The following is a 24276-nucleotide window of genomic DNA, read 5'->3' on the forward strand; positions in this document are numbered from 1 at the left end:
CTAGGGTTTTGCTAGCTTCTGAGAAATGATCGCCCCACCCCGCCGAATGCTGACGTACCGCTGGTTCATCCCGCCCGCCCCACCTGCGGATGACCCTGTGCGGCTCCACCCGGCGCGCTGGAACAGCGGAAACCGGGTGGTTAGAGATATGGTCGCCGCGTACCCGGGCGTACTGGTGTTGCATATTCTGAGCTACCTCATCGGCTCGGGCATCTCCGCATTCGTGCCGGTGGTGGTGGGCATGATCGTGGACGGCCTGGTGGGGGAAGAAAAGTTCAACGCGTGGTGGCTCTTCGCGGTGCTGGTCGGCATCTTTATTATCCAGTTCATTGGCGAGGCCACCGGCGACGGCCTGGCCACAGCCTCGGTGCGCCGCGTGACCCACAACGCGCAGCAGCACCTGTCCTCGGGCGTGCTGCGCCGCGGAGCGGGAGCGATGAGCCCCGGCACCGTGCTCAACACCATCGACGCGGACGCGAACACCGTCGGTCGCTACCGTGAGCTGCTGTCGTTTCCGCTGATGGCCATCGGCTACGCGGCCGGCGCGATGGTGGCGATGTGGTCGGTCTCCCCGTGGATCTCGCTGGCCATCCCGGCGAGCGCGTTAATCATCGCTCTGTTCGCCGCGTGGACCGCGGGGCCGGTGACGCGGGTGTCGCTGAAGCGCCGCGCCGCAGAGGCTGATGTTGCTGGCTTGGCCACGGATGCGTCGCAAGGCATCCGCACCGTCAAAGGCCTCGGCGCGGGCGCAACCGTGGCAACACGTTTTCACTCGGAAACGGCGAAGGCGAAGCAGTTGATGCTCACTCACCTACGTGTGGAGGTGTGGCTGGGTTTTGCCAGGTTCTGCGTGGCGTGGCTGTGCAACCTTGCCATCGTGGGCTTCAGCGCGTGGATGACGCTGCGCGGGGAGATCACCCCGGGGCAGCTGACGTCCGTGGCACTGTTGGTGCCGCCGGCGTTGAACATGGCGGGCTTCGCGTTCGGCGATTTAGCCAGCGGGTGGGGCAGGGCCGTCGCGAGCGGTCAGCGAATCGAGCAGTTGCACCACGCGGGCGACGACACCGCGGGGCCTGAGCCGACAGACACCCCGGTCCCAGGCGCGGGGCTGTGGATCCTCGAGCCGGCGGAGCGCTCCTACGCCACAGCCGCCACGTGGGCGCAGCGCGGCGATGTCCTGTTCCCGCCGCACACCGTCAACGTGTTTGAAGGCACCATCGCGGACAACGTGAATCCGCGCGGGGATGTGCCGGAAGAAGCGGTGAAACAAGCGCTCGCCGCCGCCCACTGCCAGGACATTCTCCGCAGGCTCGGCGGCATAGGCGAAAACGGCGAGTTGCCGGACGCGCCGCTTGGGGAGGCCGGCCTGAACCTCTCCGGCGGGCAGCGTCAGCGCGTCGCGCTCGCCAGGGCACTCGCCGCCGACCCGGACGTGCTCATCCTGGACGACCCAACCACGGGGCTCGATTCCGTGACCCAGGCGGACGTCGTGGCGGCCGTCGCCGCGCTCAGGGCGGACAAAACCACCGTGGTCATCACCGGAAACGCGGCGTGGCAGCACGCCGGAACCGCGCTGGAGGTGGCGTAGATGGAGCGCGATTACGCACGCACAGACGCGGTCGCACCCGCAAGTGTGAAGGAGACCTTCGCGTACCTCTCGGCGCTGCCCAACGCGCTGGACAGACGCTGGTGGGCGGGTCTGCTGCTCATCCAGGCGCTCATCGTCGCCGTGTACACCACGCAGTCGAACCTGTTCGGGCGCAGCGTCGACCCACTCACCGGAGGCGAGGTGCCGCTACTGGGCACCGGCACCCGCGCCTTTGTGTGGACTGTTGGACTGGCGTTGGCCTGCATGCTCGTCGAGATGTTCCTGCGCGCCCTCGGTAACTACGTGGTGGGCCTCAAGGTCGCCCGCGCGTCCATCGACTTGCGCCGTCGCTGCCTCGACGCGATCCTGCGCGCACCCGTGCCGCGGGTGATGGAGCTCGGCACCGGCAACGTGATCACGCGCATGACCAAGGACATCGACGACGTCGTCCAAACCATCACCGCCATCGGCTCGCGCGTGCTCACCACCGTGTTCGTCTTCCCGATCACGTTTATCGGGCTTTTGCTTATCGACGTCCGCTTCGCCGGGATCCTGCTATTGATCTGCATCTGCACCTACCCGTTCGCCCGCTCGGTGGTCCGCGCCATCCCGGATGCCTCCAACGCGGTGAGCGTGGCGGAGGCGCGTCGCAACGCGGTGTTGCTGGACACCGTCCGGGGCCTGCCCACGCTGCGCGCCTTCGACCTAGAGCGCTGGGCGTTGGCCCGGATGCGGCGGACCTCCTGGGGTGCGGTGGAGGCGGAGATGGACCGCGTGCCCTGGTTCATCCGCTTGATGGGCATCGGCCAGTTCGCCTTCGCTGCGTGGGTGCTGCTCACGCTCGGCGTCGGCGCGTGGCTGGCTTCGGCCGGTGCCGTCACCCCGGGCCAGGCGAGTGCTGCCGTGTTCATGGTGATACGCGCCGAAGTCATGGTGTTCAACGCCCTGTTCTTTGTCGGGGAACTGCAGAGTGCGGGCACCGCAGTGGGCCGCGCGGTGAGCCTGGCCAAGCTGGCGGACGGCCGCGTCGCCACAGTCGTACCCGAGGACCTAACCAAGCCCGTGGACGTGGCAGTCGACCACGTCTCCTTCGCGTACCCGGGCGGCGCCAACGTGCTGGAGGACCTCTCCGTCACACTTGAGGCGGGCACAACCACCGCGCTGGTGGGCACCTCGGGCGCTGGCAAGTCCACGCTCGCCGCGCTCATCGCCGGGCTGGTGGAGCCCACGGCGGGCAGCATCCGGGTGGGAAGAGTGGACACCTCGCAGGTCAGTGACACGTGGACCGCCAAGAACGTCACCCTGCTCACCCAGGACGTTCACCTGTTCGCCGGCACGTTGCGCGAGGACCTCTCGATGGCCGCCCAGGGTGCCACCGATGCAGACCTGCTGCGCGCGTTGAGGCACGTCGGTCTCGACCCGGAGGGCACCCAGTTCACGCGCCTGTTCCCGAAAGGATTGGACACCGCCGTCGGCGCGGGCGCGGAGGAACTGCCGCCGGAGGTGGAGCAGCAGTTCGCGCTCGCACGCGTCGCATTGTCAGGCCCGAAGGTGCTCATCCTGGACGAGGCCACGGCAGAAGCCGGCAGCGACGCTACGAACGCGTTGGAAGAGGCAGCCGCACGCATCGCGGAGGACACCACGGCGTTGGTGGTTGCGCACCGCCTGGACCAGGCGGCGGCCGCGGACCGGATCTTGGTCATGGACGCTGGCCGAATCATTGAGGACGGCACCCATGCAGAGCTGCTTGCCGCCCAGGGGAGATACGCGCAACTGTTCGCCGCGTGGAGTGGCAACGGTCACTAGCTCTCGGGTAGGAATGAAGCCATGACTGCTTCCTACGTATCCGACCGTTTCCCCGGCCCAGACCCGTACGCGCCGCTTGCAGACGTGCCGTCCTTCGAACTCACGTCGAAAGACATCGTCAACGGCGAGCGGCTTGCCGATTCGCTGGCCGGCGATAACGCGACCAGCCCGCAGCTGTCCTGGTCCGGTGCCCCGGAGGGCACAAAGACCTTCGCGGTGACTTGTTTCGACCCGGACGCGCCAACCGCATCCGGGTTCTGGCACTGGTCCGCGTTCAACATCCCGGCCGACGTGACCGAACTGCCCGCCGGCGCGGGCGCGGAAGATGGCCTCGGTGTGGGCGCGGTGGTGCTTACCGGCGATAGCGGCGTCAAGGGCTACTACGGCGCCAACCCCCCGGCAGGCCACGGCCCGCACCGTTACCTCTTCGCCGTGCATGCGGTGGATACGGAGCTGCCCGCGGACGAGATTGCCAACCCCACCCAGCTCGGCTTCAACTTGAATTTCCACTCGCTGGGCCGGGCAATCATCTGGGGCTGGTACGAAAACCAGTAAGGTTGTCTGAATGGTTCCAGTGCAACTCCGCGTCGGCGGCGCGTTTTTGGGCATTGCGCTCGTGCTTGTGCTCTACGCCGTACTGGCGCTTCTTCGAGGCGACGCCGCGTTCCCCGTCACTCCGCAGGTGCTCTCTGTGATCGCTGCGGTGGCTATCGTCGGCGCCTTCGCCACCTACAACACCAAGCAGGAAGGCTCGCGCACCCAGGTGGGTGCGTTGCTTGCGGCCGTGGTGCTCATCGGACTCGGCTTCATCTCGCCGGACACTGAGCTGATGGCCACCACGCCGTTCTGGCTGCTCGGATGGGCGCTCGCCGCTGGACTCTGCGCGGTGGTGCTGCGCCGCAGCGCAGCCGGACACGCTTAGAGCGCCTTCCACTCCAACCCGCTGCTCACGGCCTGCTCGGCCCCGCTGTTTCCTTCTTGGCCTTTTCTTGGGCGTATCTCATTGCGCGTTCCAGCAAACCGTGGCTATACATCGCAGCGGTGGGGCTGGCAGTTGGGTCGGTCCCCGCACCACACAAGGTCATGATTCCAATCTCAGGCGTTCTGTGGGATTCTCCAGTGATTGGGTGCCTCTGGGTTGGCATGGTGATCGGCTTTTCCATTGCGTTTCTCCTGCTCGTTGTGCTGCTCAACCGCAGAAACGAAAGGCGGCGCGCCGGAAGCACGGCAGGCTCGAGTTTGGGACCGATGGGCACAATGAGTAGTCCCGGCCGGCCCTGAGGATGTGCAGCGTCATGCGCCTTTCGGTGAGATATGGAAATTGAGTCGAAAGGTTAACTGGCGGTGGCCGCCCCTCTATCTGGCCCGGTCCATCATCAGCAACCAACAAGCTCCATGTCGTAGGTCTAGACGTACGTTGCGTCCTCAAAGCGCTGTATTGGATGGTGGCTATCATTGCCCACTAACGACCCTGGCAGCGGCATCAGCTTTCTTCACCGCAATAAAAAATCCACTGCCCGCAACTGCGTAGGCGATTAACCGGATGGTTATCCCTACGCGCGCAGAAATGTCAGGTGCAAGGAGGCCAATGACGACGAGGAGGAGGGCGAATAGCATGTCGAGAATACCAAAGGTCCGCAGTAGAGGGACGACTGCTCTGTGCCCCGCATTCCATGCCGCGTCGCTAGTTCTGGTCGCCTGAGTTCGAATTCCAAAACCGTCGTTGCGCGAATTCGTTCCGTTTACCGTTTTTCTGCACAGTATCAGGGAATTTACGCCGAAAAACAGGAGGGCCAAGGCAGAAATCGCAGGAGCGGAACCCACTTGTAAATCACCTTCAAAATCGAAACGACGGAGCGCTGGCCCAATCGTCACCAGCACGCGAAGTGCGTTCAAAAGATTGAACTACGGATTCGTCGAGTTGTTCACGCTTCAACAGCGCCTAGCTGAACCGCCCACCACTTCCAGAAGGTCACCCGCATGACCCAGGAGCCCTGCGGTGGCGCCCAAATGAAATTCAGCGAGATCCATCGACGAGAGCTTGCAGGCGCTGCAAAACTACTAGCGGTTCTTCTTATTCCAGCGATACCTGCGGAGATAGAAGATCGGCAAAATCAACAGGTAATATCCGCCTAATGTAAAGGTCACCGGAGCGATTAAGTGATCCAAGCTCACATTGCTCCAGAATGAACCACTAGCATCTAGGGACTGCGTGTTGAAATCTGTATCGACAGGAAACACAACATACATGGCGATCACTGCGAGAGGCACAATAACGAAGCTCTGCCACCATGGCGGAACCCATGGTGCCCCATTCTCCTCTCGTGCGGCAAGCGCTCCCCCGAACCCCATTACAAACCGAGAACCCATACTATAAATTCCTAACCAACGCGAATTTGCTCACTAACCGCGCACGAACCCGCGTAGAGAGCGAGTTGCCCCGCCCACACTACCGGCCCCCAGGGCTTTGATGCCGTATTTGAGCGATACGGTCGCGCCATAAACCGCGGCGAGTGAGTCGAGTTTGTCAGCCGCAAGTATCGACTGCTTGTTCCTTAGGTAGCGACCAATTTCTTGACCGTCGGCCCAAGTTGAGGGAATGCCGAAGGCATTAGATACAACACACCGGCCGAAGGTTCCGGGGTCGTACGTCGTGAACGCCGCGCCATCTGGGTATGAAGCGGGGGATCCCATGAACGCGGCGAGTCAGCCCTAGACAGTCACGACTGGCGATCCGCGTCCTCGGGCCGCTTCTGGAGCTGATCGGTGAGGCTTGCGCACCGAAGTGGGGACACTCATCGCAGCCGCCGTGCTCATCGTGCTCGGATTTATCGCGCCGGGAACACCTAGAGTTCTTTCCACTCCAGCCCGCTGCCCACGGCCTGCTCAATCGAGTCCAGGCCGTGGGCTCTAATCTGCGCGGCGATCCCGCGGTGGATGCCGCGGATCCAGCCCAGCCCGCCGTAGATGAACGGGGTGTAGCCCTGCAACAGGCTCGCGCCCGCGGCGATGCGCTCCCACGCCTGCTCCGGGGTGGAAATGCCGCCGACGCTGACCAGCACCAGCTTGTCGCCCACGCGCTCGTTGAGGCGCTTGAGCACCTCGAGCGAGCGCTTCTCTAACGGGGCACCGCTGATCCCGCCTGCGCCCATCTTCTCCACCCTGGAAGCGGGAGTGTTCAGCCCGCCGCGGGAGATGGTGGTGTTGGTGGCCACGATGCCGGCAAGGTCCAGCTCCACGGCGAGGTCAGCCACGGCGTCGATGTCTTCATCGGAAAGATCTGGCGCGATCTTCACCAGCACCGGGGTGGTGGTGGACTTTTTTACGACTTCCAAGATCGGCCGAAGCTCTTCAACCGCCTGCAGGTCGCGTAGCCCCGGCGTGTTGGGGGAGGAAACGTTGACCACGAGGTAATCCGCTAGCTGGCCCAGCAGCGTCGCAGTGGCGCGGTAATCCGCGACGGCATCATCGGAGGTCTTGTTCTTGCCGATGTTGATCCCCACGATGTCGCCCGAGCGCCTCGCCCGCAGGTTATCGGCGACGGTGAGCGCGCCCTTGTTATTGAACCCCATGCGGTTCAAAATCGCCTTGTCCTCCGGCAGGCGGAAGAGCCGCGGGGCCGGGTTGCCTGGCTGGGCTTTCGGGGTCACGGTGCCCATCTCGGCGTAGCCGAAGCCGACCGCGCCCCAAGCGTCGATCGCCTCCGCGTTCTTGTCAAAACCGGCCGCCAGGCCCAACGGGGCGGGGAAGTCTACGCCGAAAACGGTTTGGCGCAGCACCGGGTCGTGCACGCGCACAGCCTTTTCCATCACGCGGTTGACCGGGGTGGCCAGGTGCAGCGTCTGTAGGGCGCCGCTGATGATGCCATGGATGCGCTCCGGCGGCAGCAGGAACATGAGCTTGAGTGCGCGGTCGTAGAGCGTCATGGGTGGTATCTCCTAGTTGCTCTCGGTCTGGTCGGCGGGGGAGACGATCTGGATGCCGTCGCCGGATGCGGAGGCGGCGACCACAGTGCCGTCGTCAAGCGTAATGATGCTCTGTGCGTCCGCGACGGTGGCGAAGTGCTTGCGGCGAAGCGGCACACCCTGGGAGATGTCCCAGCCACTCGCGGTGTTGCTGGGCAGTGAGCTGACCCATGCCAGCCGCTGCGCGGGGTCCCACGCCGCGTCCCACGGCCCCTCCGGCACAGGGGCGGATTGCTGGAGGCGGATGATGTCGTCTGTGGTGTACACGTGGAGCTGGCTGCCGGTGGAGTCCGCGGCCAGCACCAGACCGTGCTCGCCGCCGGCGACCTTGCCCACGCCCAAGCCGACGCGCAGCGTGCCGCCTTGGCGCGAGCCCGTCCAGTCCACGTCTTGGATCGTGGTGTCGAAGCGGTTCGTGCGCACTACCGAGTCGCGCTGGCCGTCCACCTGGATCGCTTGCAGTTGGTCGGTCTCGCGCGCGACATCGATTGTCGAGGCCAGCTCGCCATCCTCAAAGACCCAGATCTTGCGCTCGGAGTTGCTGCCCGCGAGCACCTCGCCTGACGACGCCACGGTGGCCACCGTCACCGGCAAATCAGTGCCGATGGTCTCGTCCCGGTCTCCGAACAGCTTGATCTCTCCGTCGCAGGCCACCGCGAACGTGCCGGCGTTGGCGGACGCCTCGCCGCACGACGCGTCCAACGCGTGCCGCTCACCTGCGCCGCGTTCAATCTCCTCCAACGTGCCAATGACCAGCGCGTCGCCGGTGCGCACGCCGATGCGCCCGTCTGTCACGTCCAGGTCCCGCACCGGCTCGAAGGAGACCACTTGGCCCGCCGGGTCTACCGCCGCCGGGGACTGGGCGGGCTCGGCGCTGCCCATGCTCGCGGCCGCCTCACCGCCGGCTTCCTCGATCTTCGCGGCAGGGGATGCGCCACAGGCGCTCAGGGTGATAACTGCCGCGAGGGCGCCGAAGGCCGTCGATACGCGGGCGCGTGAAGTGGGGGCAAACGATCGAGCATTCACAAGGCGAAAGCCTAGCAACGCGCCCGTCGCGCACCGCAGTTGCTCAGGCGGCGGGGTAGTGTCTTTCGCCATGACTGATCCCGCCACAACCATGTCCTGGCTCCAGGTCGTTGTCTTATCCGTCGTCCAAGGCTTGACGGAGTTCCTGCCGGTTTCCTCCTCGGGGCACCTGCGCATCGTCTCGGAGCTGTTCTGGGGCGAAGACGCCGGCGCCAGCTTCACAGCCGTGATTCAGCTCGGCACCGAGCTCGCGGTCCTGGTGTACTTCGCCAAAGACATCTGGCGGATTCTCACGGGCTGGTTTGCAGGCCTGGCCGACACGTCCAAGCGGGGGGCGGACTACCGCATGGGGTGGATGGTCATCGTGGGCACAATCCCCGTCGCTCTCGCTGGCGTGCTGCTCAAAGACCTCATCCGGGACAATTTCCGCAACCTGTGGATCACCGCGACCGTGCTCATCCTGTTCTCGTTCGTGTTCATCCTGGCGGAGCGAAAGGGTAAGAAGACACGCGGTTTTGACGAGCTGACCATGAAAGACGCGATCGTGATGGGACTGTGGCAATGCCTTGCGCTCATCCCCGGCGTCTCCCGCTCCGGCGGCACCATCTCGGGCGGTTTGCTGCTCGATCTGGACCGTGAGGTGGCCACGCGCTTTTCGTTCCTGCTGGCCATCCCCGCGGTGCTGGCGTCCGGGCTGTTCTCCCTGCCGGACGCGTTCGACCCCCAGTCGGGGCAGGCCGCGTCTGGTCTGCAGCTGCTAGTCGGCTCCGGCATCGGGTTTGTCGTGGGCTACATCTCCATTGCCTGGCTGCTCAAGTTTGTGTCCAACCACTCGTTCGCCTGGTTCGCCGCATACCGCATCCCGCTGGGCCTGATCGTCATGGTGCTGCTGGGCACCGGCGTCATGGCGGCGTAACGGTAGGGTTGTCCGCATGCATGCTTGGCCCACGCCGTCCGTTCCCGCCGTCGCCGGTACTCCGGCGCCGCTGAAGCTCTACGACACCGCAGATCAGCGTGTGAAAGAGGTGGACACCACCCCAAACGCCAACGGGGAGGTAGGCCTCTACGTCTGCGGTATCACGCCGTACGACTCCACACACCTGGGCCACGCCGCCACCTACCTCACGTTCGACCTGGTGCAGCGCCAGCTCATCGCCAACGGGCACGCGGTCCACTACGTGCAGAACATCACCGACGTGGACGACCCGCTGTTCGAGCGCGCCGCGCGCGACGGGGTGGACTGGCGCGAGCTGGGCACCAGCCAAATCGACCTGTTCCGCAGCGACATGGAAATCCTGTCGGTGATCCCGCCGCGCGACTACATCGGCGCCATGGAATCCGTCGACGAGGTCATCGCCATGGTCCAGCGTCTGCTCGCTAAAGGGGCCGCCTACGAGCTTGACCACGGCGATATCTACGCCTCTATCGAGGCGACGCAACAGTTCGGTTACGAGTCCAACTTGGACCGCGCCACCATGGAGCAGTTTTTCGCGGAGCGCGGCGGCGACCCCGAACGCGAGGGCAAGCGCGACCCGCTGGACGCACTGATCTGGCGCGGGCACCGCGAGGGCGAGCCCGCCTGGGATTCCCCGTTCGGACCGGGCCGTCCCGGCTGGCACGTGGAGTGCTCCGCCATCGCTACCAACCGGCTGGGCGCCCACTTTGCCATCCAGGGCGGCGGCTCCGACTTGGCGTTTCCGCACCACGAGTTCTCCGCTGCCCACGCCGAAGCCGCGCTGGAGGTGGACCGCATGGCCAGCCATTACGTCCACGCCGGCATGATCGCACTTGACGGCGTGAAGATGTCGAAGTCCCTGGGCAACCTCGTCTTCGTGCACAAGCTGTCGGAGCAGGGGCACGATCCGTCCGCGATCCGCCTGGCCGTCTTTGCCGGCCACTACCGCACGGATCGCGACTTTTCCGACGCCATCATGGACGAGGCTGAGGCGCGCCTTGCCCGCTGGCGCGAGCAGCTAGGGGGAGAGGCGAGCGAAGCGGAGGCGATCGCCGTCGTCAACGAGCTGCGTGCCCACCTGGCCAACGACCTGGACACCCCGCGGGCTCTGACGCTTATCGACGGCGTCACCGGAGACCACGACCGGATTATCGCTACCGCTCTCGACGGGTTGCTCGGCGTGCGTATTTAGCGCCGCTCGCGCACAATGGTGCCCATGAGCGCAGCTGCAGAGAGCTCGATCCGGGCGCAATTTCAGCCCGAGGTCGACGAATTTATCGACGATCTGACCACGTTTGCCACCGGCTCCTACTTGCAGGACGACGACAAAGACCTGTGGGAGGAACCCTTCGATCCGGCGGTGCTGCCTGACCTGAAGAGGATCTTGGAGATGTTCCTCGACGCACTGGACCTCCTGGGCGATGACCCGGAGGGCGAGGCGCTGGTGAAGGTGGTCGCGCCGTTGTACGCCAACCTTAACGAGTTCAACGAGCAGCACGCGGGTGCGGTCTTGGAGCCGGAGGAGAAGGCGGACATCGAGACCCTCGTCTTTCGCGCCGCCGCTGCTACAGGTGCTACCGACGAGGCGCTGCATGAGCTGCCGGAATTTGAGTAGGCCCGCCGCCGTCTTCTGGGACATGGACGGCACCCTCATCGACACGGAACCGCTGTGGGGCCAGGCCACCTACGAGCTCGGCGAGCTGCTTGGCCGCCCGCTGACTCCCGAAGTGCGTGAACAGACCATCGGCGGCAGCTTCCCCAACACGCTGCGCATTGTCGCGGATTGGGCCGGGCACACGCTGGCCGAAGGAGATGTGGAGCGCTACCGCACCTGGATGTTCGGCCGAGTGGCCGAGCTGTTTTCAGGCGGCATCGCGCTAAAGCCGGGTACCGAGGGAGTGCTGGAAGCGCTTGCGCAACGGGGCACCCCGATGTTCGTCTGCACCAACACCGAACGGGTGCTGGCCGATCCGTGCATCGACGCGATAGGCAGACAATACTTCGCCGACACGATTACCGGCGACGAGGTGGATAACCCCAAGCCCGAGCCCGAGATGTACCTCGAGGCTGCCCGGCGCGTTGGTGCGGCCCCTGGCGAGTGCCTCGTTGTCGAGGACTCGTGGAACGGCATGTCGGCCGCTGCCGCCGCTGGATGCGTCGTTCTGGGGTTGGCCGATGTCGTGCCGGACGGGGTGTCAACGCTCGATCCGCAGGCACTCGTGGGCGCCGACGCCGGCGACGTGGACAGCTGGTTTTCTGCAGCTCTATAGGCATAAACGGGGGTGCGGAGGCTGCAGCGCGAAGCGGCGTTCTCCGTATAGTGGCGCCCATGGACGCACGGATTGAAGAAGACCTCCTTGGCACCGCTGAAGTACCCGCAAACGTGTACTACGGCATCCACGCGTTACGCGCCGTGGATAACTTTCATATTTCCGACAGCACTATCAACGACTTCCCGGAGTTCATCCGCGGAATGGTGCAGGTGAAAAAGGCCGCAGCCATGGCCAACCGCCGCCTACACGCGCTGCCGAAGGATAAGGCCGAGGCGATCGTCGCGGCCTGCGACAAGATCCTGGGCGAGGCCGTGTGCATGGACCAGTTCCCAATCGACGTCTTTCAGGGCGGAGCGGGCACCTCGGTGAACATGAACACCAACGAGGTCGTGGCGAACCTCGCGCTTGAGCTGATCGGCCGTGGCAAGGGCGATTACGACGTGATCAACCCCAACGACGACGTCAACATGTCGCAGTCGACCAATGACGCGTACCCGACCGGTTTCCGCCTCGGTGTCTACTACGCGGTGCAGGATCTCCTCTCAGAGCTGGACGAGCTGCAGAAGTCGTTGCGTGCCAAGGGCGACGAGTTCGCGGACATCATCAAGATGGGCCGCACCCAGCTCCAGGACGCTGTGCCGATGACGCTGGGCCAGGAGTTCACGGCGTTCGGCGCAAACCTAGCGGAGGAGCAGCGCACCATCAGCGGCGCCGCCGAATCGCTCCTAGAGGTCAACCTGGGTGCCACCGCGATCGGCACCGGCATCAACACCCCGAACGGCTACCGCGACCAAGTCGTCTCCGCGCTGCGTGAGGTCACGGGCCTCAACGTGCAAGCATCCCCAGATCTTATCGAGGCCACTTCCGACACCGGCGGCTACGTGATGATGCATGGTGCCATCAAGCGCGCGGCGATGAAGCTGTCCAAGATCTGCAACGATCTGCGTCTCCTGTCGTCCGGGCCGCGCGCCGGGCTCAACGAGATTAACCTGCCGGAGCGCCAGGCGGGCTCGTCGATCATGCCGGCCAAGGTCAACCCCGTGATCCCGGAAGTGGTCAACCAGGTCTGCTTCAAAATCTTCGGCAACGACGTGACCATCTCCATGGCCGCGGAGGCCGGTCAGCTGCAGCTCAACGTCATGGAACCGGTTATCGCGCAGTCGCTCTTCGAGTCCATTCGCCTGCTCTCCAACGCGGCCAAGACGCTGCGCGAAAAGTGCGTGGTGGGCATCACCGCGAACAAGGAGGTGTGCGAGGGGTACGTGACCAATTCCATCGGCATCGTCACCTATCTCAACCCGGTGATCGGACACCACAACGGCGACGTGATCGGCCGCGAGGCGGCTGAGACGGGCAAGAGCGTCTACGACCTGGTTTTGGAGAAGGGCCTGATCGACGAGGACGATCTGCAGCGGCTGCTGAGCAAGGAAAACCTCATGCACCCGGAGTACCGGGGCAAGCTCTACGTCGACGATGAGCCGACGCTGGGTGAGCGTTCCGGCGCGTAGCCAACGTCACACCCGCCTTACACGCTCCCGTGCCGGGCGACGACCGATAATTGGGATGACCTTACCGTCAGCCGAAGGAGCGTGCCGTGATGCTCGTCGTCCATCTCATCATCCTGCTCGGGGCCATCGTCGTCGGTGCCCGCATGGGGTCGATCGCGATCGGCTTCGCCGGGGGCCTCGGCGTGTTGCTCCTCGGCGCGACCGGGGTGCCGGTGAGCGCGGATGCGATCCCCTTTGACGTCATCGGCATCATCATGTGCGTCATCGCCGCGATTGCCGCGATGCAACTGGCCGGTGGGATGGACTATCTCGTGGATCTGGCGGAACGGTTCCTGCGCCGCAACCCCCGACGGATCACCGTCTACGCGCCGATTGTCACCTGGCTCATGACGGTGCTCGCCGGCACCGGCCACACCGCATTTTCCACCATGCCCGTCATCGTCGAGGTGGCGAAGGAGGGTAACGTTCGCCCATCACGTCCGCTATCCGCGGCGGTGATTGCGTCGCAAATGGCGATTGTCGCCTCGCCGATCTCGGCGGCCGTGGTGTTCATGGCATCCGCACTCGAGCCGTTCGGCGTGGGTTACCTGCAGTTGCTGGCGGTCATGATCCCCGCGACATTCTTGGCTATTTTCCCGATGGCGTGGATTGCCAACAGGACAGGCTCCGAACTATCGCAGGACCCGGTGTATCAACGCCGGCTCGCCGAAGGTCTCGTCGCAAAGCCTGCGGCTCGCGCGCACTACGTCCCCCCGCGCGGCGCTAAGGCGTCAGTAGGCATCTTCCTCGCTGCCATCGTCGTAGTGATGGTCTACGCCACGCTCATCTCGGAGCAAGTGGGTCTGATCCAGGAACCGACGATTCCGCGCAACGAGGCGATCATGGCCATCATGCTCGGTGCGGCGGCCACGATCGTGCTAATCACCCGGACCACGGCGGCTGAAATTCTCAACACCCAGGTGTTCCGGTCGGGGATGTCGGCCTGCGTGTGCGTACTCGGCGTCGCCTGGCTGGGCACGACGTTTATCAACCACTACATTGATGACATCCAGTCGGCCGCCGGCGACGTCCTCACCGCACAGCCGTGGCTGCTGGCTGTGGTGCTCTTCGTCGCAGCGTCTCTGTTGTACTCGCAGGCTGCAACAGCGAAAGCGTTGATTCCCGCGGCGCTGGCCATCGGAGTAAGCCCGCTGACCGCGCTCGCGGCATTCCCCGCAGTATCAGCACTGTTCGTGCTTCCCACCTACCCGACGCTTCTGGCTGCGGTGGAGATGGACGACACGGGCTCCACCCGCATTGGCAAATACGTGTTTAACCACCCGTTCTTGGCCCCAGGCGTGGTCTGCATATTTGTCAGCGTTCTGCTGGGTTACGCCATCGGCGCCGCTGTAGTGTGAGTCGCATGACTGCTCAACCGTTGACTGACGTCGAAATCGCCCAAGCCCACGAGCTCGCTCCCATCGCCGACATTGCCGCACAGGCCGGGGTCGGCGAGGATGCGCTCATCCCGTACGGCAAGCACATGGCCAAGGTGGACATCACCCAGGTGCCGTCCGGCAACCCCGGCAAGCTGGTCGTGGTCACCGGCGTGTCGCCGACACCTGCCGGCGAGGGCAAATCCACCACGCTCATCGGCTTGACCGACGCGTTGGCAAAGCTGGGGCAGAACGCCATGGTGGCGCTGCGCGAGCCCTCGCTCGGTCCTGTGATGGGCATCAAGGGCGGGGCGGCCGGCGGCGGCTACTCCCAGGTGGTGCCGATGGAGCAGATCAACCTCCACTTCACCGGTGATTTCCACGCCATTACCAGCGCCAACAACACGCTCGCGGCCTTGATTGACAACCACATTCACCAGGGCAACGCGCTGGGCATCGACCCGCGCCGGGTGACCTGGCAGCGCTGCCTGGATGTCAACGACCGCGCGCTGCGCAACGTGGTCACGGGCCTCGGCGGGCCCGCACACGGCGTGCCGGCGGAAACCGGGTTCACCATTACCGCTGCGTCGGAAATCATGGCGATCCTCGGCCTGGCAACGGACCTGGAGGACCTCAAGCAGCGTTTGGCCAACATCACCATCGGCCTGACCTACGACAAGAAGCCGGTCACCGCGGGCGACCTCGGGGCGGAAGGCGCGATGGCGGCGCTGCTGAAGGACGCTGTGAACCCAAACCTGGTGCAAACCCTGGACGGGACCCCAGCGTTCATCCACGGCGGCCCCTTCGCCAACATCGCCCACGGCTGCAACACACTGATCGCCACCCGCACCGCGCAGCAGTACGCCGACATCGTGCTCACGGAGGCCGGGTTCGGCTCGGACCTCGGCGCAGAGAAATTCTTCGACATCAAGGCGCGCTACGGCGGCCTGGATGTTGCCGGCGCAGTCATCGTCGCCACCATCCGTTCCATCAAACACAACGCGGGTGTGGCCAAGGCAGACCTGTCCAATGAGAACGTCGCTGCGCTGGAGGAAGGCATTGTCAACCTTGAGCGCCACGTGGAGAACGTGCGCAAGTTCGGCGTCACCCCGGTGGTGGCGCTGAACCGGTTTACTTCCGATACGTCCGCCGAGCTGGAGTTCGTGCACGCATGGGCGAAAGACAAGGGCGTTGCGCTGGCGGAAGCGGATGTGTGGGGCAAGGGCGGCGACGGCGCGCTGAAGCTCGCCCAGACGCTGCTGGACAACCTCACCGAGGGCACCTCGCACCCGCTCTACGACCCAGCGGAGGGTGTGGAGAACTCCATCGAGACCATCGCCAAAGAGATCTACCGCGCAGACAACGTTCAGTACTCCGCAGCTGCGCTGAAGGATTTGCAGACGCTCAAAGACAACGGCTTTGACAACCTCCCGGTGTGCATTTCCAAGACGCAGTACTCCTTCTCGGACGACCCGTCGCAGCTGGGCGCGCCGACCGGCCACACCCTGCACGTGCGGAACCTCATCCCGCGCACCGGCGCAGGCTTCGTACTTGTGCTCACGGGCGATGTGATGACTATGCCGGGCCTGCCCAAGAAGCCGGCGGCGAACAACATCGACGTGGACAACAACGGCGTGATCAGCGGCCTGTTCTAGGCTTCTGGCTCCGGCGCTGTGTCCGCCCGAGATCCCGGCCAGCCGGGGTATGGCGGGGGAGTGCCGCCAAAGACGGGGCACAGGGACTGGAAGGCGCACCATCCGCACAGCTTGGACTGCTGCGGGCGGAAAGTGCCCGCCTTGCCGTCTGCCTCGATCTTCCACCACAGCTCTGCAAGGTCGCGCTCGAAGTACTCCAGCTCATCTCGCGACGGGGCGAGGATCATGGAATCCATGACCTTGAGGTACATCAGTTTCAGCTGCGTGGGCACGACGTTGAACAACCGCCAGTACACCAGGGCGTAGAAACGCATCTGGAACTGGGCATCCTGGGAGTAGCGCAACAGCGGTTTCTTACCTGTCTTGTAGTCGACCACGCGCACCTCGCCGGTAGGTGCGATATCCACGCGGTCGATGAACCCGCGCACCGGCACCCCGTTCGGGAGCGTGAAATCCACGGGCATCTCCTGCGCGTGCGCGTCAAAGCCCAGTGGATTTTCCATGGTGAAGTACCCGCGGAGCAGCGTGCGCGCGTCTACAAGCAACTGGTACTCGTCGGCGACAGGCTCCCCGCAGGACGGGTCGGCTTCCTGCATCCGCTCCCACTGGGGTTTCAACCGCTTCACCGCAGCGGGGTAGGTTCGCTGCTCGCGAGGCCACGTGAACATCTCCTCCAGCACCGCGTGGACCAGGGTGCCCTTCACCTGCGCCTCTGTAGACGGCTCCGGGATCCGGTCTATGGCGCGCAGCCTGTACTGCAGCGGGCAGCGCTTGTAGTCGGAGGCGCGCGACGGGGAGAGGGCGATTGGGCGTGGGGGAGTGCTGGGAGTTGTCATGGTGGACAACATCATAGAGTGGAGCCATGACACAGCCCTTCATCGATTTCATCGCCCAGAGCCCGTCAGCCTTCCACGCCGCCGCGGCCGCCGCCGACAGGCTGGAAGCGGAAGGGTTTTCGCGGAGCGCATTGCTTGGCGACGACGCGCACGCCCCCGGTGGCCACCTGAACGTGCGCGACGGCGCGGTCGTCGCGTGGTGGGTCCCGGAAAACGCCCGCCCGCGTTTCCGGGTGGTTGGATCGCACACCGATTCGCCGGGCCTGATGGCCAAGCCGGACCCGGATGTGCTGCGGGAGGGTTTCAGGCAGGTGGCGGTGGAGGTCTATGGGGGGCCGATTCTGGCCAGCTGGTTCGACCGGGACCTCACATTCGCAGGCAGGGTGGTCACGGCGGATCGCACCGAACACCTTGTCAATACCGGGCCGGTGGCGCGTGTGCCGAACCTGGCCATCCACCTTTACCGCGGCGACATGCCGGAGATCGACCGCCAAGTGCACACGCAGTCGGTTCTGGGCGAGGACCGGCCGCTTGTGGAGCTTGCGGCGGAATCTGCCGGCATCGATGCGGAGGACATCGTCGCTCACGAGTTGATCACCGCGGACGCGCAACGCGGCGAAATCCTGGGCGATATGCTCGCCGCCGGGCGCCTGGACAACCTCACCAGCATGTGGGCGTCGCTGCAGGCGCTGCTCGCAGCCAAGGACCAGGCAGAGCACCAAGCGGGGGACATCCTGGTGCTCGCCGCGTTCAACCACGAGGAGGTCGGCTCGGCCTCGACTGCGGGCGCTGGCGGCCCACTGTTGGAGCGTGTGTTGACGAAGGTGGCCGCCGGCTTCGGCGACCCCGCCGAGATCATCGCCAACTCAATCCAGGTCTCTGCGGACGCCGCGCACGCGGTCCACCCGAACTACCCGGGCAAGCACGACCCGACCCACCACCCGCTGATCAACCGCGGACCGGTGCTGAAGATCAACGCCAACCAGCGGTACGCGTCAAACGCTGCGACGGAAGCAGAGTGGATCCTGGCCTGCCGGGCCGCCGGGGTACCGCATCAGACATTCGTGGGCAACAACGCCGTGCCGTGCGGGTCCACTATCGGGCCGATCTCGTCGACGCGGCTGGGCCTTCCCACCGTGGATGTCGGCGTGCCGCTGCTGTCTATGCACTCCGCCCGGGAGCTGTGCGGGGTCGACGACATGGACTACTTCGTGCGCGCCCTTTCGGCTTTTTACGCGGGCGCGCGGTAGGGCATACTAGCCGCCATGTATTCGGGACCGTTCCAGCCAGGCGACAAGGTGCAGCTTACTGACGCAAAGCGACGCCACTTCACCATCGAGCTCAAAGCAGGCGGGCAGTTCCACTCGCACAAGGGCATCGTCCACCACGACGACATCATCGGCGCGGACGAGGGCTCGGTGGTGAAGTCGACGCTCGGCTCGGACTTTCTGTGCTTCCGCCACCTGCTGGTGGACCACGTGCTCTCGATGCCCCGTGGCGCCGCCGTGATCTACCCCAAAGACGCCGCACAAATTCTGGTCGAGGGCGACATCTTCATGGGCGCGCGCGTCCTCGAGGCCGGCGCAGGCTCCGGCGCGCTGACGATGTCGCTCCTGCGCGCGGTCGGCCCCGAGGGCCATGTCTACTCGTACGAAATCCGGGATGACCACCTCGCCTTCGCCAGGGACAACGTCGCCGACTACTTCGGGGGTGAGCCAAGCTGGTGGGCGCCGCGGCTCGGCGACTTTGGCGAAGTCACTCCAGAGGACCTGGACGGCCAGGTAGACCGCGTCATCCTGGACATGGTGGAGCCGTGGCACTTCATTGACACGGTGAAGAACGTCCTCATCCCGGGCGGTGTGTTCATGACGTACGTGGCTACCGTGCCGCAGCTGATGAACATCATGGAGGCCATCCGCGAGGCGAAGTGCTTCACCGAGCCACGTGCATGGGAAACCCTGCTGCGCGAGTGGAAGGTCGAGGGCCTGGCCACCCGCCCGGAGCACCGCATGAACGCGCACACGGCGTTCCTGGTGTGGACCCGAAGGCTCGCAGACGGTGTGACGCCGCCGCGGCCGCAACGCAAGGCTCGTCGGTAGGCGGAAAGCCCCTCTGTAGGCTCGAGCACATGGCACATCCCCACGACGGCACCCCCGCGGCGGAGCTGCGCGAGCTCGCACGTCAAAACCGCGAGCTGACCTCGCGCAATCAGAAGCTCGCTGAGCTGCTAAAAACTAGCCGTGACAAGCTCAACGACCTGTACGCCAAGGTCGAGGAACTCAATGAGCCCGCGTCGACATACGGGATCTACCTCGCTCCGGTCCCGCGCGACGGCGAGGCCGAGGTGCACACCTCCGGCCGACGCATGCGGTTAAAGGTGTCGCCGCTGGTGGATCCGGCGGCGCTCGTCCCCGGTACGCTCGTGCGCCTCGGGGAGGGCACGATCGTGGTGGAGGCCTGCGGGTTCGACCCCACCGGCCAGCTCGCGACCATGATCGAGCGCGTCGGCGAGGACCGCGCCATCGTGGCAGACCAGCAAGGTGCGGAATCCCTCGTCATGCTCGCCGAGCCGCTGCGCGCCGCCGTACGCGCAGGGGACACCGTCCTTGTGCACACCTCGGCGGGCTACGCCTTCGAGCGGGTGGCGAAGACGGAGGTCAACCAGCTCTCCTTGGACGAGGTCCCGGATGTCACCTACGCCGACATCGGCGGCTTGGCCTCGCAGATCGAAACCATCCAGGACTCGGTGGAGCTGCCGTTTTCCCACCCGGAGCTTTACCAGGCCTACGACCTGCGCCCGCCGAAGGGCCTGCTGCTCTACGGCCCGCCCGGTTGCGGCAAGACGCTGATCGCCAAGGCGGTCGCGAACTCGCTGTCGCAGCGCATCGGCGACGGTGGCCAGGCCCACTTCATCAACGTCAAAGGCCCGGAGCTTTTGAACAAATTTGTGGGCGAGACCGAGCGTCGCATCCGCCTCATTTTCGAGCGCGCCCGCGAACTCGCATCCGGCGGCAACCCCGTCATCGTCTTCTTCGACGAGATGGAATCCATCTTCCGCACCCGGGGCTCCGGCGTCTCCTCGGACATGGAGACCACGGTGGTGCCCCAGCTGCTCACCGAGATCGATGGCGTGGAGGACATCGCCAACGTCATCGTCATCGGCGCGACGAACCGGGAGGAGCTCATCGACCCGGCGATTTTGCGCCCGGGCCGCCTCGATATTAAGGTCCGCGTCTCGCGCCCAGGCCGAGCGGAAGCGAAGGACATCCTCGCCCGCTACATCACCGATGGCGTGCCACTCGCGGCTCCGCGCCACGAGCTCATCGACGCCACCGCCGACGCGATGTTCGCCCCGCGTCCCTTCGTGCGCCTCGAGCTTGTCGACGGCTCCGCCGAAACGCTGCACTATTCCGACTTCGTCTCCGGCGCCATGATCGCCAACGTGGTCGACCGTGCCAAGAAGCTGGCGATTAAGGACCACCTTTCCGGCGTGTCCACAGCGGGCGTTACCGCCGACCACCTGCGCCAGACAGTGCGCGAGGAGCAGGACGAGAGCGAGGACATGCCGAACACAGCGAATCCGGACGAGTGGGCGCGCATCACCGGCAGGCACGGCCGCCGCGTGGTTGCCGCAGAGGTCATCGGGTAGGCGGGGCGATCCGCTTCAGTACTTCGCTATGCGGCGTCACGTGCCGTGCTCATGACATCGGGCAGTTCGTGTGACGATTTCGACGGCGCGGTCGAAGTCAGTGGTACTCAAGTGGGCAAAACTTAGTACCAGTCCGTCGCCACCGCTGGTCCACAATGCGGATTCATGGCCCGACTCGATACCAGCTTCAAGCAAGCGCTTTTCAAAATCATCACGGTCGTGTCGCGTGCCAAAACGCACCGTCAGATCCGCGCCGTCGCCCGGTGCGAGACGCGCGTCATTGAAAAGCGGCACCAGTAGGTCTTCTAGCACCTGTCGTCGTTGGCCCAGCGCCCGGTGCACGGCGCGGGTGTTACGGCGGACGACACCTCCGCGCAGCAGTGAGGCGATCGCGCGCTGAGTCACGGTTGCGACCGGCATGCCGAGGATTCCACGGACCTCTTTCAACCGGTCCACGGTCGCGGGGGAGGCGACAACGTAGCCGGCGGCCAGTTCGCGCGACAGCAGCGTGGAAAACGTGCCGAGGGTGAGTACGTCCGCCGACGGCGCGAGCGTGGACAGTGTCGGTTGGGGAGCGATGCGGTAGCGCAGTTCGGTGTGGAAGTCGTCCTCGATAATCACCGTGCCGGTCTGTTTCGCCCACTCCAGCAGTTCCGCCCGGCGCGGCGCCGGCATCGCGCCCCCGAACGGGTAGAGGTGTGATGGCGTGACTAACAATGCGTCCAAATCTGTAGGCAGTTGCTTGACCACGACCCCTTCAGCGTCCGTTTCGCACTCCACCACTCGGTGGCCGCCGAGCGGAATGACGCGCCTTAAGCCGGGGTGGCCAGGGTTCTCGACGCCGACCTTAAGGTCTGCCCCCAGCGTATAGAGGATGCACATGAGCCCCTCGCGGGAACCGCCGGTGACCACGATGTGCCCCGGCGAGACCGTCATACCGCGGGCGAGACGGAGGTGCTCCGCGATTGCATGGCGAAGTTCCGACTCGCCCGATTTATCCACGCTGCCGCCGGGTTCAGCTGCGGCTTCGCGCCAGGCTTTACGCCACGCCGCCGGTTTGATCGTGCCGGTGCTGGCGGGGGAGGGCTTCAGCGAGATGCGGGTGCGGGAAATCTTGTGCGAGATGCCGGGTGTCCCGTCAATTTCGTGCACTGGCGCAACCGCAAGTTCGGGATGGATCCGGGTCGGCGCGCCCTGCCGGGAGAGGAGATAGCCCTCGCCTTCAAGCTGGTCGTAGGCCGTGACCACGCTACCGCGGGAGACCCCGAGTTGTGCGGCCAGCGCTCGCGTGGACGGCACTTCGTCGCCAGGCGCCAGGGTGCCCTTGGCGACGGCATCACGGATCCCGGCGGCGATCTGTGCTGGGATCGGCGTGGGGTAGTCGCGTGAGACGTCGAGAAGCATCAACTGGTCCAAAGAAACTATATGGAACTGGCACTTGGAATCTACCAGTTGGGGGTGCAAACTCGACAGCATGTCTGAAGCACAGGAACTAAACCAGCAATTCATCGGCGGCGTGATCAGCGTCGCACGCCCGCGGTGCTCTGCAACCTACATCTGACGAACGCTTTCCTTCTGGAGCGGTGGCATCTATCTGTCCGCTCGAATCGCGAAAGCACCGGCTCCGGCTGTACGGAACTGCACTACGAAATTTGCGGTTAACACTAGCCCGGTAGCCGCCACATGCTTCAGAGAAAACCAGGGACCTTCACCTAGAAGAACCGCAAAGGGCCAAGGGGTGAGGTTGGTGAAAAATACCAGAGGCGCGTTACACGTAAGCCACAGCACAACAGTGGCTGCCACTCCCAATGATTTTCCCCATTGCGCGATCAGTATTCCGGCTGTCGCAAATATCAACACACTATTGTTGATGATCAGTTCGCTTTCCGGGCCAACAGCAGAATCGGTTCCCGACTGGAGATAGTAGGCTACTTTGATCTGAGACGAGGCGAAATTGGAGACAATCAAAACGATCATCGCACCAATCGTTTGCCTCACTACCGATAACCACTGAGCCCGTCGTCTCCGCAGATCAATGTGAGGCATCGAGGGTGATAGAAGCACAACCGTGGTCAAAGCGAAAAGCAGCGAAACTAGCTCGGCAGCTGTGATGACGAAGGGCTCTGTGGGAGTGCCTCCGACCTCGAACGTTACGCCACGAACTAGAAAAATCATTACATCGCAAAATGCCCCTAAAAGGATAATGACGTGCCACGGTGTGGACAGAAAGATACTGCGGATCGGCATCGGGCTATCTCTGAGTAATCAAGTATTGGTCATTGAATGGCTTAGGACTCAGCCGTCAACATGTCCCACGTTGCTTGACATGACTCGATTGCTCTCCAGTTTTTCGCTAAGTTATCGTCGACCACACTGGGATCAAGGAATGACAACACGTCCTCCGGTGCTGGATCCGTCTCACCACTCTCGGAAATACTATGGTAGAAAGCACCATTATTCTCAACGTTCTTGGAATAGACACCAGTGCGCTTAGTGATGTAAACCCCAACCCGGTCGATCACAAAGGCTCCTTCAGACGTCGGATCTGTACATGAGTCGATTCCTAGCTCGTCCAGAAGCAGCCCACTGATGTCTAGGCGCCGATCTTCACCAGCGATCGTAAACTGTTGGTAACCGTGGTCCCCGGTCTTAACTCGGTAAGCCGAAGTACTAGCGAGTTTCCTGGGGCTTACCCTTTCGGGTAGATACTCTTCGACGGCAGAGACATCACGCACCATTTGCTCAAGGCCAGGCTTATCGGCCGAATCCACACAAATTTCTGAGCCGCCCGACGTCAATGCACAGGAGTCGCGATCAACGATCGCGGCGGAACCTGCAGCTGCCTGCAACAGAGCTGAAACACCGAAAATCGCCGTCATGGAAACTAGTCCGCTAACACTAAAGTATTTCGAAACCCCAGCAGCCTTCAAAAGGAGCCCACCAGCTGCAAGTGCTAGGCATGCACTTACCCCCAAGGCAACTACCAGGTTTCGAGGCTCAGTGAGATCAGTCGGTTCAATCGCTTGTAAAACAATTGGAGCGACTGCCCAAGTCTTATCACTATTAGCACCGAACGCTACGACAAAGTAGGCGACAATCACGGAAATCAGTGAAGATACGACTGGATGAAACTTGCGAAAGGTTAGCGCAACCAAAGCGGACAGCGCAGCAACGGTGAAAAGAAAAGCTGTACTGACAACGACTACCAGAGGAAGCCAGACCGATCCGACTGCACTTTGAGTGATGGCATCGATGAAACTAGGCAGGGCCCCAAATGATATTGACACGGCCGTAATTAATGCTGGGGTGAGCGTCAAGAATAGAACCTGCAGTTTCAGCGGATACCGGCCAAGCGGGTTGGCAGTTCCCACACGAGGAGATCCTAAAGCTGCCACGTTGAAGGAGACGATAACTGCAAGTCCGAAACAAGATAATGCGGTTACAAACCGAAACGCTTCAGCGATATCCGCGATTCGCGGGTATGCAAATTGCATTTGTTTGGAGGTCACCCAAAAGGAAACCCCGACACTGAATACAACCTGAATGACACCGAGCACCAAGAACACTGGTGATCCGAGTTTTCTAGCGATCATAAGTTTG

The 24276-nt window shown here is 63.9% G+C and carries 22 protein-coding genes; 14 read left to right on the forward strand and 8 right to left on the reverse strand.

Going from position 1 to position 24276, the window contains the following annotated elements; translation table 11 throughout:
* Nucleotides 1-25 precede the first annotated feature (25 nt).
* The 4 genes from tetA to HF989_RS02910 are packed head-to-tail and all read left to right on the forward strand — an operon-like array spanning nucleotide 26 to nucleotide 4316.
* Complete coding sequence (gene tetA / locus HF989_RS02895) at nucleotides 26-1588, forward strand: tetracycline efflux ABC transporter TetAB subunit A (RefSeq protein ID WP_354074365.1); 1563 nt, start codon at nucleotides 26-28, stop codon at nucleotides 1586-1588.
* Nucleotides 1589-3394: an ABC transporter ATP-binding protein gene (locus HF989_RS02900; protein WP_168683845.1), complete on the forward strand. Its 1806-nt coding sequence runs from the start codon at nucleotides 1589-1591 to the stop codon at nucleotides 3392-3394.
* Nucleotides 3395-3415: 21 nt separating this feature from the next.
* Nucleotides 3416-3949: a YbhB/YbcL family Raf kinase inhibitor-like protein gene (locus HF989_RS02905; RefSeq protein ID WP_168683846.1), complete on the forward strand. Its 534-nt coding sequence runs from the start codon at nucleotides 3416-3418 to the stop codon at nucleotides 3947-3949.
* Nucleotides 3950-3959: 10 nt separating this feature from the next.
* Nucleotides 3960-4316 carry a hypothetical protein gene (locus tag HF989_RS02910; protein WP_168683847.1) on the forward strand — a complete coding sequence of 119 codons (357 nt, stop codon included), beginning with the start codon at nucleotides 3960-3962 and terminating at the stop codon, nucleotides 4314-4316.
* Between the two features lie 530 nt (nucleotides 4317-4846).
* Here the strand turns inward: HF989_RS02910 and HF989_RS02915 are convergent.
* The 4 genes from HF989_RS02915 to HF989_RS02930 all read right to left on the reverse strand — a co-directional run bounded on the left by HF989_RS02915 (nucleotide 4847) and on the right by HF989_RS02930 (nucleotide 8385).
* Nucleotides 4847-5275 (reverse strand): SdpI family protein, encoded by a 429-nt coding sequence (locus HF989_RS02915; protein WP_343033527.1) that lies wholly within the window; start codon nucleotides 5273-5275, stop codon nucleotides 4847-4849.
* 180 nt (nucleotides 5276-5455) lie between these two features.
* Nucleotides 5456-5764: a hypothetical protein gene (locus tag HF989_RS02920; protein ID WP_168683848.1), complete on the reverse strand. Its 309-nt coding sequence runs from the start codon at nucleotides 5762-5764 to the stop codon at nucleotides 5456-5458.
* A gap of 476 nt (nucleotides 5765-6240) precedes the next feature.
* Nucleotides 6241-7320 (reverse strand): quinone-dependent dihydroorotate dehydrogenase, encoded by a 1080-nt coding sequence (locus HF989_RS02925; protein WP_168683849.1) that lies wholly within the window; start codon nucleotides 7318-7320, stop codon nucleotides 6241-6243.
* A 12-nt stretch (nucleotides 7321-7332) separates the two neighbouring features.
* On the reverse strand, nucleotides 7333-8385 hold the full coding sequence (locus HF989_RS02930; RefSeq protein ID WP_343033528.1) for a YncE family protein: 1053 nt from the start codon (nucleotides 8383-8385) through the stop codon (nucleotides 7333-7335).
* Nucleotides 8386-8455: 70 nt separating this feature from the next.
* Between HF989_RS02930 and HF989_RS02935 the strand changes: the two genes are divergently transcribed.
* From HF989_RS02935 to HF989_RS02965, 7 genes are all read left to right on the forward strand, one after another.
* Nucleotides 8456-9301 (forward strand): undecaprenyl-diphosphate phosphatase, encoded by an 846-nt coding sequence (locus HF989_RS02935; RefSeq protein WP_168683850.1) that lies wholly within the window; start codon nucleotides 8456-8458, stop codon nucleotides 9299-9301.
* Nucleotides 9302-9317: 16 nt separating this feature from the next.
* A complete protein-coding gene (gene mshC / locus HF989_RS02940) occupies nucleotides 9318-10532 on the forward strand; it encodes a cysteine--1-D-myo-inosityl 2-amino-2-deoxy-alpha-D-glucopyranoside ligase (RefSeq protein WP_168683851.1) in 1215 nt (404 codons plus the stop codon).
* 24 nt (nucleotides 10533-10556) lie between these two features.
* The gene (locus HF989_RS02945) at nucleotides 10557-10955 is read left to right on the forward strand and encodes a hypothetical protein (protein WP_168683852.1); all 399 of its coding nucleotides are present in this window, start codon (nucleotides 10557-10559) and stop codon (nucleotides 10953-10955) included.
* Entirely contained in the window at nucleotides 10933-11610 is a 678-nt protein-coding gene (locus HF989_RS02950; RefSeq protein ID WP_281351318.1) for an HAD family hydrolase, read from the forward strand. Before HF989_RS02945 ends, HF989_RS02950 begins: the two co-directional genes overlap by 23 nt.
* Before the next feature lie 59 nt (nucleotides 11611-11669).
* Nucleotides 11670-13121, forward strand: a complete 1452-nt coding sequence (aspA, locus tag HF989_RS02955; RefSeq protein ID WP_168683853.1) for an aspartate ammonia-lyase — start codon at nucleotides 11670-11672, stop codon at nucleotides 13119-13121.
* 89 nt (nucleotides 13122-13210) lie between these two features.
* Nucleotides 13211-14518: an anaerobic C4-dicarboxylate transporter gene (locus HF989_RS02960; RefSeq protein WP_168683854.1), complete on the forward strand. Its 1308-nt coding sequence runs from the start codon at nucleotides 13211-13213 to the stop codon at nucleotides 14516-14518.
* A 5-nt stretch (nucleotides 14519-14523) separates the two neighbouring features.
* Nucleotides 14524-16191, forward strand: coding sequence for a formate--tetrahydrofolate ligase (locus HF989_RS02965; protein WP_168683855.1), 1668 nt, complete (start codon nucleotides 14524-14526; stop codon nucleotides 16189-16191).
* Here the strand turns inward: HF989_RS02965 and HF989_RS02970 are convergent.
* Complete coding sequence (locus HF989_RS02970; RefSeq protein WP_168683856.1) at nucleotides 16188-17027, reverse strand: RecB family exonuclease; 840 nt, start codon at nucleotides 17025-17027, stop codon at nucleotides 16188-16190. The genes HF989_RS02965 and HF989_RS02970 overlap by 4 nt on opposite strands.
* Nucleotides 17028-17053: 26 nt before the next feature.
* Between HF989_RS02970 and HF989_RS02975 the strand changes: the two genes are divergently transcribed.
* Genes HF989_RS02975 through arc form a run of 3 tightly spaced genes read left to right on the forward strand, consistent with a single transcriptional unit; the run spans nucleotide 17054 to nucleotide 20676 of the window.
* Complete coding sequence (locus HF989_RS02975; RefSeq protein WP_168683857.1) at nucleotides 17054-18277, forward strand: M18 family aminopeptidase; 1224 nt, start codon at nucleotides 17054-17056, stop codon at nucleotides 18275-18277.
* A 15-nt stretch (nucleotides 18278-18292) separates the two neighbouring features.
* Nucleotides 18293-19126 carry a tRNA (adenine-N1)-methyltransferase gene (locus HF989_RS02980; RefSeq protein WP_038611572.1) on the forward strand — a complete coding sequence of 278 codons (834 nt, stop codon included), beginning with the start codon at nucleotides 18293-18295 and terminating at the stop codon, nucleotides 19124-19126.
* Nucleotides 19127-19155: 29 nt separating this feature from the next.
* Complete coding sequence (arc, locus tag HF989_RS02985) at nucleotides 19156-20676, forward strand: proteasome ATPase (protein WP_168683858.1); 1521 nt, start codon at nucleotides 19156-19158, stop codon at nucleotides 20674-20676.
* Nucleotides 20677-20712: 36 nt separating this feature from the next.
* On the opposite strand, the gene pdxR is transcribed toward arc, so the two are convergent.
* The 3 genes from pdxR to HF989_RS03000 all read right to left on the reverse strand — a co-directional run bounded on the left by pdxR (nucleotide 20713) and on the right by HF989_RS03000 (nucleotide 24269).
* Nucleotides 20713-22092 carry a MocR-like pyridoxine biosynthesis transcription factor PdxR gene (pdxR, locus tag HF989_RS02990; protein WP_236627161.1) on the reverse strand — a complete coding sequence of 460 codons (1380 nt, stop codon included), beginning with the start codon at nucleotides 22090-22092 and terminating at the stop codon, nucleotides 20713-20715.
* Nucleotides 22093-22266: 174 nt separating this feature from the next.
* Nucleotides 22267-22653: a hypothetical protein gene (locus tag HF989_RS02995; protein ID WP_144242429.1), complete on the reverse strand. Its 387-nt coding sequence runs from the start codon at nucleotides 22651-22653 to the stop codon at nucleotides 22267-22269.
* 311 nt (nucleotides 22654-22964) lie between these two features.
* The gene (locus tag HF989_RS03000; protein WP_144242428.1) at nucleotides 22965-24269 is read right to left on the reverse strand and encodes a zinc-binding metallopeptidase family protein; all 1305 of its coding nucleotides are present in this window, start codon (nucleotides 24267-24269) and stop codon (nucleotides 22965-22967) included.
* Nucleotides 24270-24276 lie beyond the last annotated feature (7 nt).

Source organism: Corynebacterium mucifaciens, from assembly GCF_012396315.1.
Lineage (GTDB): Bacteria > Actinomycetota > Actinomycetes > Mycobacteriales > Mycobacteriaceae > Corynebacterium > Corynebacterium mucifaciens.

Bases quoted from the DNA above. Each gene is read 5' to 3' on its own strand.
- HF989_RS02945 (WP_168683852.1), top strand. From the start codon at position 10,557: ATGAGCGCAGCTGCAGAGAGCTCGATCCGGGCGCAATTTCAGCCCGAG.
- arc (WP_168683858.1), top strand. From the start codon at position 19,156: ATGGCACATCCCCACGACGGCACCCCCGCGGCGGAGCTGCGCGAGCTC.
- tetA (WP_354074365.1), top strand. From the start codon at position 26: ATGATCGCCCCACCCCGCCGAATGCTGACGTACCGCTGGTTCATCCCG.
- HF989_RS02935 (WP_168683850.1), top strand. From the start codon at position 8,456: ATGACTGATCCCGCCACAACCATGTCCTGGCTCCAGGTCGTTGTCTTA.
- HF989_RS02910 (WP_168683847.1), top strand. From the start codon at position 3,960: ATGGTTCCAGTGCAACTCCGCGTCGGCGGCGCGTTTTTGGGCATTGCG.
- HF989_RS02980 (WP_038611572.1), top strand. From the start codon at position 18,293: ATGTATTCGGGACCGTTCCAGCCAGGCGACAAGGTGCAGCTTACTGAC.
- HF989_RS02900 (WP_168683845.1), top strand. From the start codon at position 1,589: ATGGAGCGCGATTACGCACGCACAGACGCGGTCGCACCCGCAAGTGTG.
- HF989_RS02970 (WP_168683856.1), bottom strand. From the start codon at position 17,027: ATGACAACTCCCAGCACTCCCCCACGCCCAATCGCCCTCTCCCCGTCG.
- HF989_RS03000 (WP_144242428.1), bottom strand. From the start codon at position 24,269: ATGATCGCTAGAAAACTCGGATCACCAGTGTTCTTGGTGCTCGGTGTC.
- HF989_RS02995 (WP_144242429.1), bottom strand. From the start codon at position 22,653: ATGATCGTTTTGATTGTCTCCAATTTCGCCTCGTCTCAGATCAAAGTA.
- HF989_RS02905 (WP_168683846.1), top strand. From the start codon at position 3,416: ATGACTGCTTCCTACGTATCCGACCGTTTCCCCGGCCCAGACCCGTAC.
- aspA (WP_168683853.1), top strand. From the start codon at position 11,670: ATGGACGCACGGATTGAAGAAGACCTCCTTGGCACCGCTGAAGTACCC.
- mshC (WP_168683851.1), top strand. From the start codon at position 9,318: ATGCATGCTTGGCCCACGCCGTCCGTTCCCGCCGTCGCCGGTACTCCG.
- HF989_RS02965 (WP_168683855.1), top strand. From the start codon at position 14,524: ATGACTGCTCAACCGTTGACTGACGTCGAAATCGCCCAAGCCCACGAG.
- HF989_RS02975 (WP_168683857.1), top strand. From the start codon at position 17,054: ATGACACAGCCCTTCATCGATTTCATCGCCCAGAGCCCGTCAGCCTTC.
- HF989_RS02950 (WP_281351318.1), top strand. From the start codon at position 10,933: ATGAGCTGCCGGAATTTGAGTAGGCCCGCCGCCGTCTTCTGGGACATG.
- HF989_RS02960 (WP_168683854.1), top strand. From the start codon at position 13,211: ATGCTCGTCGTCCATCTCATCATCCTGCTCGGGGCCATCGTCGTCGGT.
- HF989_RS02925 (WP_168683849.1), bottom strand. From the start codon at position 7,320: ATGACGCTCTACGACCGCGCACTCAAGCTCATGTTCCTGCTGCCGCCG.
- HF989_RS02920 (WP_168683848.1), bottom strand. From the start codon at position 5,764: ATGGGTTCTCGGTTTGTAATGGGGTTCGGGGGAGCGCTTGCCGCACGA.